We start from the raw sequence: 14,008 nt of genomic DNA, 5'->3' as shown, positions 1-14,008 counted from the left end.
CCGGCCGCCGGGCCTGTGCTGCAATCAGCGGGGCCGGGTGGTCGGTGCCGCCCCGGGGCGTGGACGGTCTGGGCGCGGGCGGTCGGGCGTCCGCGGTCGTTGGTGCTCGCGGGGCCCCGGCTCACATGGTTCTGGCGGAGGCGATGAGCTGGGCCCGGGAGGCCATGTGCGCCTTCGCGAGCACGTTGGAGACGTGGAACTTGACGGTCTTCTCGCTCAGTCCGAGCCGGCGGGCGATCTCCTTGTTCGCCATGCCGCGCCGTACGAGCTCCAGCACCTCGGACTCGCGCGAGGTCAGGGGCGCGTGGGTGGGGACGACGGTCAGGCGCCGCGGCAGTGAGGCGCGCACGTACCCGAGCAGCGGGCCGCTGAGGCCGGGTGAGACGTATCCGGTGCCGTCGGCGGTTCTGCGGACGGCGGTGACCAGCTCTTCCTCGGGGTCGTCGGAGTGGACGAGGGCCTTGATCTCGGCCCGGGTGCAGCCGATCCAGCCGAGGGCGACGTCGGCGTCGGGCACGACGACCACCAGGTCGGCGCCGACCCCGACCATCTCGTGGGTGTCGGCGTAGGACGCGGTGGGCGGGTCGGCCAGCACCACGACGTCGGGGCGGCACAGGTCGACGACCGGGACCAGTTCGCCGAGACCGGGCGCCTCCCCGACCACGCACAGCGCGGGGTCCCGGCCTAATGCCTCGCGCATACCGAGACGTCCGTAAGGATGCTGGTCGCACACGACAATTCGTATTCTGGGGTCTTTGTTCATCATCATCGCTCCCCTGCTGGGCGTGAAATGCACGCAGTGAGGACGCGCAGCGACACACCGTTTCCGGACGCGGACACGCACGGGTTCGCCCCGTGCGCCAGAGAGGCGGGCACGCCGAAGAAGCACCGGAGGAAGACGACGATCCATCCGGCGCTCGCGGCAGAATTCACAGCGGACCCGGAACCAGGTCCGGCGGGCCGGTGATATTCATCGGTCCCCCGCCGGACGGTTCACGGACAACGGCGCACTCGCCCCCGCACTATGGCGTCGTCAATTCGTCGAAGCAGCCTGCGGACTGACACTGATCGCACCCACCGGGCACATGTGTGCGGCTCTTTCCACCTGCGCCCGGAGATTTTCGGGCGCTTCTTCCACCAGCAGTTGTACGAGTCCTTCGGCATCGTCCTGGTCGAACGCCTCGGGGGCGTTGGCGACGCAGTTGCCGGACCCGCAGCACAGTTCCCTGTCGACGGTGATGCGCATTACCACGTCACCGGGAGCTCGCCGACCCCGAAGGTCACGGCCATGTGGCGCTTGGGGACGTCCGCGAGCGTGGTCAGGGAGCGCAGGCCGGGGAAGCGGCGGGCGAGTTCCACCAGCGCGATGCGCAGTTCGGCGCGGGCCAGCGGCTGGCCGACGCACTGGTGCAGGCCGAAGCCGAACGCCATGTGGCGGTGCGCCTCCTGCCGTTCGGGGTCGAAGACCTCGGGGTCGGGGAAGGCCGCCGCGTCCCGGTTGGCCAGCGACAGCATGGCGACGACGCCCTCGCCCTCCCGGATGAGGTGGCCGTCGATCTCGACGTCCTCCATGGCGAGCCGTGGCAGGCCGGTGCGGACGACGGTGACGTACCGCAGGAGTTCCTCGACCACGTTGGGGGCGAGGCCGGGGTCCTTGCGCAGGGCGTCCAGGGTCTCCGGGTGCTCCAGCAGGGCCAGCGCGGACAGCCCGATCATGTTGGCGGTGGTCTCGTGGCCGGCGACGAGCAGCAGCTGGGCCATGCTCAGCAGCTCGTCCTCGCGCAGTTCGCCGGGGACGACGCGCTCGGCGACGAGCCTGCTCAGCAGGTCCTCGCCGGGCGTGGTGCGCTTGTAGGTGATCAGTTCGCCGAGGAGCTGGCTCAGGGCGCCGAGCGCGGCCCCGACCTCGGCGGGACCGGAGTTGCGGTCCATGATCGCGCGGCTGTGCTCCTGGAAGAACTCGTGGTCGGAGTACGGGACGCCCAGCAGGTGGCTGATCGTCATGGACGGGACGGGGAGCGCGAACTCGCTCATCAGGTCGGCGGGCGGGCCGCCGGCCCGCATGCGCTCCAGGGTCTCGACGACCGTCTCCTCGATCAGCGGCTCGATCCGCCGGATGTTCTTGATCATGAACTCGGCGGTGAGCATGCGCCGCAGGCGGCTGTGCGCCTCGCCGTCCATGAAGATGAACAGCCCGGTGGCGTCCGCCTGCTGGGGCGGCAGCGGATTCAGCACCGGGAATCCCGGACGGTACTGGTCGGAGCTGAATCCGGGGTGCCGCAGCAGTTGCTTGACCTGATCGTGCCGTGTCGCCAGCCAGGCCCATCCCCCGAAGGGGAGCCGGACCTTGCCCATGGCCCCTTCTAAGCGCGCCAGGTCGTCATCACGGACCGGAATGAAGGGATTGCTTTCCGGGCCTATGAATGGGAAAGCAGGGAGATTTACGACATCAACGTCCGGAACCTTATTCGTCACAGTGGACCCCCGAACAACGTGCTGTCAATAAGGGGTCATCATCGTAACAGGGATCGCGCCAAATGGCCGCCATAGAGTGATCTGACTCACACTTGGCCCGCAGCCAACGGAATAGTTTATTCCGGTGTTTGGGCAGCCTATATGGCGCGAACGCCCGATACCTCTCGACAAGCGCGTCAGACCACGGCGGGCAGCGCGAAACTCACTCCGGTCAGCTGTTCGGAAAGCTGCCACAGCCGGGCGGCGGCCGCCGGATCGGTGGCGCGCGGGGCCAGCTCCACCCGCTTGGGCGCGCCGCGCAACTCGCCCATGCCGTCGGGCCCGTAGAGCTCACCGCCGCGCGCCTGCGGATCGGTGGCCGCGTAGAGCTGCGGCAGCGCGCCCTGCTCCGGCGCCTGCGCGAGCGGCAGCAGCAGCCGGCCGAAGACGAACTTCACCCGGCCGACGGGCGCGCTGGTCTGGAGTCCGGTGGCAGTGTAACCGGGGTGCGCGAGCACGCTGCGGACCCGGCTGCCGGCCGCGCCGAGCCTGCGGTGCAGCTCCCAGCCGAACAGGGCGTTGGCGAGCTTGGACTGGTTGTAGTAGCCCATGGGCGCGTACTTGCGCTCACCCGTCAGGTCGTCGAAGAACATCCGCGCCTGGCGGTGGTTGGCGGAGGTGACGGTGACGACGCGGGGGTCGTCGCTGCCGGCCATGAGGCCGAGCAGCAGGGCGGTGAGGGCGAAGTGGCCGAGGTGGTTGGCGGCGAACTGCACCTCCTGGCCCCCGGCGGTGAGCGTGCGGGGCGGCGCCATGAGGCCCGCGTTGTTGATGAGCACGTCGGGGTGCACCCCGTCGGACTTCAGCCCGTCGGCGAAGGCGTGCACCGACGCCAGGTCCGCCAGGTCCAGCGGGCGCACCTCCAGGCGGGCCCTGGCCTGCTCGGACATCAGCTGCGCGACGGCCCGGCGGCCCTTCTCCTCGTCGCGGACGGCCAGCACCACCCGGGCACCCTTGCGGGCCAGCGCCCTGGTGGTCGCCAGTCCGAGGCCGCTGTTGGCCCCCGTGACGACGAACACCCGTCCGTCCTGGTCCGGCATCTGGTCGGCTCGCCAACGGCTCTCACGCGTCATGCGGCTCATCGTGCCCTCCGTGGCATTGAGTGTCAAGCGTGGCATCTGGAGGCGAAAACGGCGCGGCGCCTACGATGGGTGGATGACTTCCCGACCCGCTGGGACCCTGGCCGAGCGCAAGCGCGCGCTCGTCGCGGACGCACTGACCCAGGCCGCGCTGAACCTGCTCGTGCGCGAGGGGTTCGACGCAGTGACGGTGGACGAGATCACCGCGGCGGCGGGCGTGTCCAAGCGGACGTTCTTCCGCTACTTCTCCTCGAAGGAGGACGTCGTCGTCCAGTTCCTCGCGGAGATGGGCGCCAGCATGCGCGACGAACTGGCCGCCCGCCCGCCGCAGGAGCCGCCGTCCGTCGCCCTGCGGCACGCGGTGCAGTCGTCCGTCGACGCCTGCGCGGGGCACGCGGACCGGGCGCTGAGCGTGGTGCGGCTGATCCTGCGCACACCGCCGCTGCTCGCCCGCTTCCTGGAGCGCCAGGCGCAGTGGCGCGGCGAGCTGGCGGCGGAACTGGCCCGGCGCCTCGGCATGGACCCGGCGGCGGAGCTGTACCCGGAGCTGGCCGCCGGGATGGCGCTGACGGCCTTCGACACCATCCTCCAGCGGTGGAGCGACGACGACACCGTGGACCCGGCGGAGCTGACCGGCCGGGCCTTCGCCGTCGTCGCCCCGGCGCTGGACTCCGTCGTGGACCGCGCCCGGTCCTGAGACGCGCCCGCCCCGCCACGGGTGCCGCGCCGCCCGGGAGCGAGCCGGGACGGGGAGCCCCCTTTGCCGCGGGCGCGCAGCGTGCCAGCATGGGGGGTGGTCCGGGGACACCGTCAGGGTGCCTCGAGATGACGTGAAGGAGCCGTCGAGAATGACGTCACTTTCTGCTGCCCAGGAGCAGGGCAAGGGGCTCGACAATCCCAAGGCGCTGTACGGCGGGAGCCGCAGCCGCCGGGTCACGGTGCGTGATCTGGCGCTCGCCAAGGAGCGCGGGGAGCGGTGGCCGATGCTCACCGCGTACGACGCGATGACCGCGTCGGTCTTCGACGAGGCCGGGATCCCGGTGCTGCTGGTCGGGGACTCGATGGGCAACTGCCACCTCGGCTACGAGAGCACCGTGCCCGTCACGCTGGACGAGATGACGATGCTGGCCGCGGCGGTCGTGCGCGGGACGAGCCGCGCGCTGGTCGTCGGGGACCTGACCTTCGGGTCGTACCAGGAAGGTCCCGTGCAGGCGCTGCGCAGCGCGACGCGGCTGGTCAAGGAGGCCGGGGTCGGGGCGGTCAAGCTGGAGGGCGGGGAGCGCTCGCTCGCGGCCACCGGGCTGATCGTGGAGTCCGGCATCCCGGTCATGGCGCATCTGGGCCTGACGCCGCAGTCGGTCAACACGCTGGGGCACCGGGTGCAGGGCCGCGGCGAGGAGGCGGCGCAGCAGCTCATCCGGGACGCGAAGGCCGCGCAGGACGCGGGCGCCTTCGCCGTCGTGCTGGAGCTGGTGCCCGCCGAGGTCGCCGCGGAGGTCACCCGCTCGCTGCACATCCCGGTCGTCGGCATCGGCGCCGGGCCGGACACCGACGCGCAGGTGCTGGTGTGGACGGACATGGCCGGCCTCACCGGCGGCAAGGTGCCGCGCTTCACCAAGCAGTACCTGGACCTGCGGCGCTCGCTCGGCGACGCGGCCAAGGCGTACGCCGAGGAGGTCGTCGGCGGGGCCTTCCCCGCCGAGGAGCACACGTTCCACTGAACCGCTGATCCGCGGGGGACGCCCGCACGGGGTGTGTCCTCGTGCGGGCGTCTTCGCGCAGGACGTCCGGAAAGGGCCTTCCCGCGAAATCCGCACGGGCCCTTTTGAGACATTCCCGCCGTCCGCCCGTATGTGCGGGTGAGCGCTCCGCCCGGGGGCGCCCACCGGCACATACGGGACGGACGGGACCTCCGCCATGAACCTCACTCCGCGTCGCGGTGCGCTCGCCGTGGGAGGCGATCTCGACCGCGCGGGCCGGGTAGGGCAGGATGCGCCCGTGGAAGGACCACCCCACGGGCCTTCGGGGCCGGCCGGCGCCGCTCCGGAGGAGGAGCTGATGCGGGCGCTGTACCGCGAGCACGCCGGCGCGCTGTACGCGTACGTCCTGCGGCTCGTGGCCGGCGACCGCTTCCTGGCCGAGGACATCGTGCAGGAGACCCTGCTGCGGGCCTGGAAGAGCGCCGCCACGCTCGACCCGGCGGCCCGCTCGCTGCGGCCGTGGCTGGTGACCGTCGCCCGGCGGCTGGTCATCGACGGCCACCGCAGCCGCCAGGCACGCCCGCCGGAGACCTCCCCCGCCGCCCTGGAGCAGCTTCCCGCGAGCGACGAACTGGAACGCTCGCTGCGCCTGATGACCATTTCCGACGCGCTGCAGGACCTGTCCGAGGCACATCGTGAAGCCCTCGTCGAAACGTACTTCCGGGGCCGTACCGTCAATGAGGCCGCCGCGGAACTGGGGCTGCCGCCCGGCACCGTACGCTCGCGGGTGTTCTACGCGCTGCGCGCGCTGCGCAACGCGCTGGAGGAGAGGGGGGTGACGACGTCGTGAACCCGCACATGGACGTGGGCGCCTACCTGCTCGGCGCCCTCGACGACGACGAGATGGCGCGCTTCGAGACGCACCTGGCGGAGTGCGACCTGTGCGGTGACGAGCTGGACCAGCTGGGCGGGGTCGTGCCGGTGCTCGCGGAGCTGCGCGCGGACGGCGTCGACCTCGCCGGTCCGCCCAGCGGCGACGCGCTGCTGGACCGGCTGCTCGCGCAGGTCGCGGGCGCGCGCAGGTCGCGCCGGCGGCGGCTGACGGTCGCGGTGGCAGCAGCGGCGGTGCTGGTGGTGGGCGGTCCGGTGGTCGCCGTGGTGTCCGTGCAGGGCAGCCGCTCGTCCACCGCGCAGCCGGGTTTCAGCACCCAGCAGCACAGCGGTTCGGACCCGGCGACGGGCGTCTCGGCGGTCGTCGGCGTGACGGACAAGGGCTGGGGCAGTGTGATCGACCTGCGGCTGACCGGTGTCCGCGGCCCGCTGACCTGCCGGCTGCTGGTCTACGCGATGGACGGCGACCAGCAGACCGTGGCCACCTGGTCCGTCCCCGCGGACGGCTACGGCACCGACACGCAGCCCGTTCCGCTCACCGTGCACGGCGCCGCGGGGCTGCACGCGGGCGACATCACCCACTTCGAGATCCGCACCGAGCGCGGCGACCTGCTCGTCAGCGTCCCCGCCTGACCCCGTCACCCGAGCGTTTCCGCAGGTCAGCGGCGTACCGAAAGTGCACCGACGGCGTACCGACACCGCGTGCCGGGGCGTGTCGGCGGCACCGACAGGGCGTGTCGGTGCCGTGTCGGTGCCGTGTCGGGGGCGCCCGGCACAGTGGTGGACATGACGACGCGACCGAACAGGAACAACGAGTCCGCCGTCGAGGTGCGGGGGCTGGTCAAACACTTCGGCCAGACCAAGGCACTCGACGGCGTTGACCTTGACGTGAAGCAGGGCACCGTCCTCGGGGTCCTCGGGCCGAACGGGGCCGGCAAGACCACCCTGGTGCGGGTGCTGTCCACGCTGATCCGGCAGGACGCGGGCACGGCCACGGTGGCCGGCTACGACGTGCTGCGGCAGCCCCGGCAGCTGCGCCGGGTGATCGGCCTCACCGGCCAGTACGCCTCGGTGGACGAGAAGCTGTCCGGCCGGGAGAACCTCTACATGATCGGGCGGCTGCTCGACCTGTCGAGCCGGGACGCCAAGGCGCGGGCCGACGAGCTGCTGGAGCGCTTCTCGCTGACCGAGGCCGCCAAGCGCCCCGCGATGCACTACTCCGGCGGTATGCGCCGCCGCCTCGACCTGGCGGCGAGCATGATAGGCCGCCCGCAGGTGCTCTACCTGGACGAGCCGACGACCGGTCTCGACCCGCGCACCCGCAACGAGGTGTGGGAAGAGGTCCAGCGCATGGTCGCCGAGGGCGCGACGGTGCTGCTGACCACGCAGTACATGGAGGAGGCCGAGCAGCTCGCGAACGAGCTGACGGTCATCGACCGCGGCCGGGTGATCGCCAACGGCCGGGTGGCGGAGCTGAAGGCGAAGGTCGGCGGCCGCACGCTGGTGATCCGCCCGTCCGACCCGGTGCAGCTGCACGCGATGGCCGCGGCCGTCCGCGACGCGGGCCTGGCCGGGCTCGGCGAGGTGCAGACCGCCCCTGCCGACGGCGAGGTGTCGGTGCCGATCCTCACCGACGAGCAGCTCACGGCCGTCGTCGGCCTGCTGGCCGAGCGGGGCTTCGGCATCGCGCACATCGGCACGCACCTGCCCAGCCTGGACGAGGTCTTCCTCGCCATCACCGGCAAGAAGGCCGACGACGGCACGCACGACGACGACTCCGCACCGGCTGCCGCCGGCGCGACCACCGCCCGCACGGCGGACCACGGGGAGAAGAAGAAGGTGACGGTATGACCACGGCCACGGCCACCCTCGACCGGCCGGCCACGACCGCCGCGGCGCCCGCCGAGGGACGGATAGGCCTGCGGGCCAACCTGCGGCACATCGGCGCCCTCTCGCGCCGCAACCTGCTCCAGATCAAGCAGGACCCGGAGTCGATGTTCGACGCCGTCCTGATGCCGATCATCTTCACGCTGCTGTTCGTGTACGTCTTCGGCGGCGCGGTCTCCGGCAAGGGCCACCAGCACGAGTACGTCAACTACGTGGTGCCCGGCCTGATGGCGATGATGGGCATGAACATCGCGCAGGCCGTCGGCACCGGTATCAACGACGACTTCAAGAAGGGGGTCATGGACCGCTTCCGCACGATGCCGATCGCGCGGTCCTCGGTCCTGATCGCCAAGATCGTCGTCGAGCTGGGCCGCATGATGATCGCGACCCTCATCCTCCTCGGCATGGGCTTCGCGCTGGGGATGACCATCGGCACGGACGTGCTGCACCTGCTGGCCGCGATCGCGCTGTCCGCGGTGTTCGGGGCGTCGCTGATGTGGATCTTCATCCTGCTGGGCCTGACCATGAAGACGCCGCAGGCAGTCCAGGGGGTCGCCATGCTCGTGCTGATGCCGCTGCAGTTCGGCAGCTCGATCTTCGCCAAGCCGACCACGATGCCCGGCTGGCTGGAAGGCTTCACCAAGGTCAACCCGCTGTCCACGCTCGCCGACGCCTCCCGCAGCCTGATCAACGGCGGGGCCGTCGCCCACTCGGTGTGGATCACGCTCGCCTGGACCGCGGGCATCACCCTGGTCACGGCGCCCCTCGCGGTCGCCCGCTTCCGCAAGAAGACCTGAGTGCGCGCCGGTTCAGCCGGCCGGCTCCGCCACGTCGCGCATGAGGGCGACGGCCTCCTCCACCGTGAGGCCGTCGCCCTCGGCGTGCGCGGCCGCGTACCGCTCCGCGCCGAGCAGCACGTGCAGCCGCTCGGTGGTGGCGGCCACCCGCTGGGCCTCGGCGGGCGGCAGCGCGTTGGGGCGCAGCCGGCGGTGGGCGTTGAGCAGGGCCGCGGCGCGCCGGGCCCGGCGGTCGGCGCGCCCGCCGGGCGGCACGGGGGCGGCCGGGGACGCCGACTCGGCCAGCACCGACAGGAGTTCGGCGGCGCCGGGGGCGAGGATCATGCCGATCCGCGGGGTGATGACATGGGCGATCGGATGCGCGGCGAGCACCGCGAGACCGTCGCGGATCATGCCCAGGCCGCCGAGCGGGTCGCCGAGCAGGCCGACCAGATAGCCCTTCATGCTCACGAGCATGCCGACGACGAAGCCGGGCTGGCCGCTGGTGTGCCGGCTGTCGTGGTGCGTCTCCTCGATGAGTTCCAGCGCCTCGGCGGTCCTCCCGACGTGCGTGAGCGCGCCCGCGAGCAGCACCCGGCCGTAGAAGCGGGCGCCGTCGTGGTCGGCGCCGTACTCCGAGGCCTCCTCGACGCCCCGGCGCAGCGTCCTCATGCCCTCGTCGATCTCGCCGAGGTTGACCAGGGCGTCGCCCAACCGGACGGTGAGGACCGGGACATGCTGCTGGGAGCCGATCTTGCGGGCCAGTGCGATGCCCTTGCGGCAGCTCTCGGCGGCGTGCGCCCAGTCCCCCGCGTTGCCGGCCGCCTCCGCCTCGGCCGACAGCGTCTCGGCCATGCCCCACTCGTCGCCGAACCGCTCGAAGATCTTCCGGCTCTCGGCGATGTCGCGGATCGACGCCTCGACGTACTCGCTCACGTCGTTGTTGACCTTGGCCCGCATCTGGAGGGAGAAGGCCAGCTCCCATTCCCGGTGGTGGATGCGGCAGGACTCCACCGTCTCGTCCACCAGGCTGCGCAGCTTCTCGAAGTCGCCGGTGAAGAAGGCCGCGTACGGGCGCATCAGGCCCGGAAAGCGGGCCGACTGCGGCAGGTGCGGCGGGTAGCTCGCGATCATCCGCTCACCGAGCCGGGCGACCTCCGGCATCGTCCACCACTCCGTGTCGCCCTCCGAGGCGGCCATCTGCACCACCCGCACCCAGCGCCGCGCCTCGATGAGCTGCTGCTCGCCGAGCGGCGGCGGGTCGTCGAGCGGCCCGCGCTCGACGGGTTCCAGGTACGGCGGCGTGTCGAACGGGTCCTCGCCCATCGCGGCCACCAGACCGGGCCAGTAGCGGCGCTCGGAGAGGTAGTTGCGCACCTCCCAGAACCACGAGCAGGCCAGCACGAGGATCAGCGCCTCGTCCTCGTCACCGGTGTCGACGGCACGGCGCAGCGCCGCCCGCAGATTCTCGTGCTCGCGCTCCAGCCGCTCGAACCAGGCCAGTTGACCGGCCCCGCGCATCTTGGGGTGCGCCCTGCGGGCCAGTTCCCGGAAGTGGACGAGGTGCCGTCCCGCGACCGCGTCCCGCTCACCCGACTCGTCCAGCCGCTCGGCGGCGTACTCGGCGATCGTCTCCAGCATCCGGTAGCGCTCGCCGTCACCCGTGAACTCCGCGAGGACCAGGGACTTGTCGACGAGCGAGGCGAGCAGCGGGGCCGCGTCGGCGGCGTCGATCCGGTCGCCGGACCCGCCGGGCGCCGGGGCGGTGGGGGTGCGGGCGCCGCCGCCCGGTACCGGGTCGGCGCAGATCGCCTCGATCGCCTCCAGCGTCCAGCCGCCGCGGAAGACGGCGAGGCGGCGCAGCAGGGTGCGCTCGGCCGGGTCGAGCAGATCCCAGGACCAGTCGACGACCGCGCGCAGCGTCTGCTGGCGCGGCAGCAGCGTACGGCTGCCGCCGGTCAGCAGCCGGAAGCGGTCGTCCAGGCGGTCGGCCAGGCCGCGCGGCGACATGCTGCGCAGCCGGGCCGCGGCCAGCTCGATCGCCAGCGGCAGCCCGTCCAGCCTGCGGCACAGCTCCGCGCACGCGAGCGGGTCGTCGTCCACGGAGAAGCCGGGGCGGGCCGCCGCCCCGCGGTCGGCGAGCAGCCGCAGCGCGGTCGGATCCGGCAGCGGATCCAGCGGCCGCACCAACTCCCCCGGTACGCCCAGGGGTTCGCGGCTCGTCGCGAGGACGACGAGACCCGGGCAGTCGGCGAGCAGCCGCTCGGCGAGGGTCGCGGCGGCGTCGATGACATGCTCGCAGTTGTCGAGCACGAGGAGCAGCTCGCGGCCCGCGAGCAGATCGGTGAGGCGGCGCACCGGGTCCTTGCTCTTGTTCTCGACCGCGGCTATCGCCTCGCTGGTCAGACCGTGCAACTGAGTGTCGCGCAGGCCGAGCGAGCTGATGACGGCCTCGGGGAGGCCGCGCGGGTCGCTGACCGGGGCGAGTTCGGCGTACCAGACGCCGTCCCGCCAGCGGTCGGCGACGAGATCGCCGGTCTCCTGCGACAGCCGGGTCTTGCCCGTGCCGCCAGGACCGGTGAGCGTCACCAGCCGGGCGCGGGTCAAGTCGTCGGCCACCGCGCCGAGTTCGGCCTCCCGGCCGACGAAGCTCGTGAGTCGGGCGCGGGAGTTGCCCTGCCGGGCGGGCCGCCGCTTCTGCGCCACGGGCCGCGGCGGTGGCGCCGGCTCGGCCGCGGGGTTCAGCAACTCCGCGTGCAGTGCCCGCAGTTCGGGGCTCGGGTCGGTGCCGAGCTGATCCGCGAGGGCGCGCCGCACACTCTCGTACGCCGCGAGCGCGTCCGCCGTACGGCCCGCCGCACGCAGGGCACGGATGTGCAGGGCGTGCAACGGCTCGTCCAGCGGGTGGTCGGCGGCCAGCCCCGCGAGCTCCGGCAGCACACCCGCCGCCCGGCCCAGCTGCACCTCCGCCGCCAGCCGCAGCCGCCGGGCGTCCAGCCGCAGCGCCTCGGCCCGCACCGCCGCGCTGCCCCGGTCCGGAAGATCCGCGAGGGCGGGGCCGCGCCACAGCGCGAGCGCGTCCGCGAGCAGACCCGCGGCCTTGACGGGGTCGCCGTCGGCGAGCGCGCGGGACCCCTCCTCTGCGAGGCGCTCGAAACGGAAGAGGTCGATGTCGTCCTTCTCCGCGACGAGGCGGTAGCCGCCCTCGACGGAGTCGACCGCGTCGTGCCCGATCGCCCGGCGCAGCCGTCCGACCAGCGCCTGCAGTGCGCCGGTCGCCCCGGCGGGCGGCTCGCCGTCCCACACGTCCTCGATCAGCGCGTCCGCCGCGACGACGCGGCCGGGCCGCAGCGCCAGCGCGGTCAGCAGCGCGCGCAGCCGCCCGCCGGCGAGCGATCCCCTCGCCCCACCGCCGTCCCCCCACACCTCGGCGCCCCCGAGGATCCCGTATCGCACTCCCCCATTCTTACGGATGCCCTGCGGATGCCTCGCCGGGCGAGCGTTCTCAGGGACGCGGATGCTCTGCGGGGTACCCGTTCTCCGGGGCGCGGATGCCCCGCCGGGCACCCGTTTTTCAGGGGCGCATGGGGGTACCCCCCAGGCGAAGCTCTGGGGGAGAACGGAGCGAGCAGCCCCCACCGGCCGGTGGTCCGGGACGGACCGAACTGCCCCATCGGGCCGGTGACGACCCGCGCCACCGTCGTGGCTGAGCGCGCAGTTCCCCGCGCCCCTAAAAAACGGGTGCCCCGCCGAGCAGAAGCAGCGCCCCGCAGGGGCGCGTGGGGGTACCCCCAGGCGAAGCTTTGGGGGAGAACGGAGCGAGCAACCCACCACCGGCCGGTGGTCCGGCACGAAACCGAACCGTCCCTTCGGGCCGGTGACGACCCGCGCCCCGGTGGGGGCCGAGCTCACGGATTCTTCACAGCCCCCCGCATGGGAGAATGCACGACACGCCGGGGCGGCCGGAGCCCCGGGAAGGGGAAAGGCCCGTTCATGAGCGTCACGCCCATTCGTCAGGCCCGCGGGAGCGGGGACCGGTGGGTGAGCCCGGTGTTCCTGGGGATCGCCGCCGTCATGGGCGTCTCCGGCTGGGCCCTGTGGACGGACTTCGCCTCCGACCCCGGCTTCGCCGTCTTCCTCTTCGTCGTGTCCGGCTGGGTCGTCTCCCTGTGCCTGCACGAGTACGCGCACGCCCGTACCGCCCTGCACAGCGGTGACATCAGCATCGGGTCGAAGGGCTATCTCACCCTCAATCCGCTGAAGTACGTCAACGCCGGGCTGTCGATCGTACTGCCGGTGATCTTCGTGATCCTGGGCGGTATCGGTCTGCCGGGCGGCGCGGTGTTCATCGAGCGCAACCGTATCCGGGGCCGTTGGAAGCACACCGCGATCTCGGCGGCGGGCCCGCTCGCGAACGTGCTGTTCGCGGTGCTGCTGATGCTGCCGTTCACCACGGGGCTGGCCGACGGCTGGCCGCTGATCTTCTGCACGGCGCTCGCCTTCCTGGCGTTCCTCCAGGTCAGCGCGGCTTTCCTGAATCTGCTGCCGGTGCCGGGGCTGGACGGCTACGGCATCTGGGAGCCGTGGCTGTCGTACAACATCCGCCGCCAGGCGGAGGCGTTCGCGCCGTTCGGGCTGCTCGCGACGTTCGGTGTGCTGTACATCCCGGCGGTCAACGAGAAGTTCTTCGACGGCGTCTACCACGTCCTGCAGTGGTTCCACGTGCCGCCGTGGCTGGCCGCGAACGGCTACTACTACTTCCAGTTCTGGAAGCACTGACGGGGCCGTCTGTGGGCCGTCAGGCGTCTCGCGGGCGGCTCGGAACGCCGCAATAGGTCCGGAGCGTGAAGCCCGCATCGCTGTGACCGAGGTACGTGCTCAGGGCCTCGATGTTCTCGCCCGCGTCCGGCAGCACCGAGGCGTAGAAGTGCCTCAGGGCATGCGTGCCGTCCTCCCGGGACGCCTTGACGGGCCCGCCGGGCTTCGGCGCGGGCAGCACTCCGGCAGGGGCACGTCCCGCACCTTGCCGCCCTTCGGCGGGGTGCTGGGCACGGGTGGGCTCCTGGCTGGGCGCGGTGGGGTGGTCGTGCGGACGGCGGGGTGGCTGCCCGGTCCGGACGGTGTCCAGGTGTCCCGGCCGGTCAGGTGCAGGAGGGGTGGG

At 72.3% G+C, this 14,008-nt stretch carries 12 protein-coding genes; 7 read left to right on the top strand and 5 right to left on the bottom strand.

Annotated elements, in window-relative coordinates; genetic code table 11:
- Nucleotides 1–121 precede the first annotated feature (121 nt).
- The 4 genes from ACWERV_RS01660 to ACWERV_RS01645 all read right to left on the bottom strand — a co-directional run bounded on the left by ACWERV_RS01660 (nucleotide 122) and on the right by ACWERV_RS01645 (nucleotide 3,587).
- A complete protein-coding gene (locus tag ACWERV_RS01660) occupies nucleotides 122–700 on the bottom strand; it encodes a LuxR C-terminal-related transcriptional regulator (RefSeq protein ID WP_452927362.1) in 579 nt (192 codons plus the stop codon).
- Nucleotides 701–1,033: 333 nt separating this feature from the next.
- Nucleotides 1,034–1,246, bottom strand: a complete 213-nt coding sequence (locus tag ACWERV_RS01655) for a ferredoxin (protein WP_452927359.1) — start codon at nucleotides 1,244–1,246, stop codon at nucleotides 1,034–1,036.
- Nucleotides 1,246–2,355 (bottom strand): cytochrome P450, encoded by a 1,110-nt coding sequence (locus tag ACWERV_RS01650; RefSeq protein ID WP_398187840.1) that lies wholly within the window; start codon nucleotides 2,353–2,355, stop codon nucleotides 1,246–1,248. Before ACWERV_RS01650 ends, ACWERV_RS01655 begins: the two co-directional genes overlap by 1 nt.
- Nucleotides 2,356–2,651: 296 nt before the next feature.
- A complete protein-coding gene (locus ACWERV_RS01645) occupies nucleotides 2,652–3,587 on the bottom strand; it encodes an oxidoreductase (RefSeq protein WP_452927355.1) in 936 nt (311 codons plus the stop codon).
- An 82-nt stretch (nucleotides 3,588–3,669) separates the two neighbouring features.
- On the opposite strand from ACWERV_RS01645, the gene ACWERV_RS01640 reads away from it, so the two are divergent.
- The 6 genes from ACWERV_RS01640 (at nucleotide 3,670) to ACWERV_RS01615 (ending at nucleotide 8,868) form a co-directional block, all read left to right on the top strand.
- Entirely contained in the window at nucleotides 3,670–4,290 is a 621-nt protein-coding gene (locus ACWERV_RS01640) for a TetR family transcriptional regulator (protein WP_452927352.1), read from the top strand.
- A 151-nt stretch (nucleotides 4,291–4,441) separates the two neighbouring features.
- Entirely contained in the window at nucleotides 4,442–5,314 is an 873-nt protein-coding gene (gene panB, locus ACWERV_RS01635; protein WP_398187831.1) for a 3-methyl-2-oxobutanoate hydroxymethyltransferase, read from the top strand.
- A gap of 196 nt (nucleotides 5,315–5,510) precedes the next feature.
- Nucleotides 5,511–6,143, top strand: a complete 633-nt coding sequence (locus tag ACWERV_RS01630) for a sigma-70 family RNA polymerase sigma factor (RefSeq protein ID WP_452927348.1) — start codon at nucleotides 5,511–5,513, stop codon at nucleotides 6,141–6,143.
- Nucleotides 6,140–6,817, top strand: a complete 678-nt coding sequence (locus ACWERV_RS01625; RefSeq protein ID WP_452927345.1) for an anti-sigma factor family protein — start codon at nucleotides 6,140–6,142, stop codon at nucleotides 6,815–6,817. The genes ACWERV_RS01630 and ACWERV_RS01625 overlap by 4 nt, the downstream gene beginning before the upstream one ends.
- Nucleotides 6,818–6,970: 153 nt before the next feature.
- Nucleotides 6,971–8,035 (top strand): ATP-binding cassette domain-containing protein, encoded by a 1,065-nt coding sequence (locus tag ACWERV_RS01620; protein WP_452927342.1) that lies wholly within the window; start codon nucleotides 6,971–6,973, stop codon nucleotides 8,033–8,035.
- A complete protein-coding gene (locus ACWERV_RS01615) occupies nucleotides 8,032–8,868 on the top strand; it encodes an ABC transporter permease (protein WP_452927340.1) in 837 nt (278 codons plus the stop codon). Before ACWERV_RS01620 ends, ACWERV_RS01615 begins: the two co-directional genes overlap by 4 nt.
- Nucleotides 8,869–8,880: 12 nt before the next feature.
- Here the strand turns inward: ACWERV_RS01615 and ACWERV_RS01610 are convergent, their stop codons facing one another.
- Nucleotides 8,881–12,303 (bottom strand): AfsR/SARP family transcriptional regulator, encoded by a 3,423-nt coding sequence (locus ACWERV_RS01610; RefSeq protein WP_452927337.1) that lies wholly within the window; start codon nucleotides 12,301–12,303, stop codon nucleotides 8,881–8,883.
- A 537-nt stretch (nucleotides 12,304–12,840) separates the two neighbouring features.
- Here ACWERV_RS01610 and ACWERV_RS01605 point away from each other — a divergent pair.
- Entirely contained in the window at nucleotides 12,841–13,626 is a 786-nt protein-coding gene (locus ACWERV_RS01605; RefSeq protein WP_452927334.1) for a site-2 protease family protein, read from the top strand.
- Nucleotides 13,627–14,008 lie beyond the last annotated feature (382 nt).

This window comes from Streptomyces sp. NPDC004031, from assembly GCF_053604375.1.
This window is presented reverse-complemented; position numbering and strand designations above follow the sequence as displayed.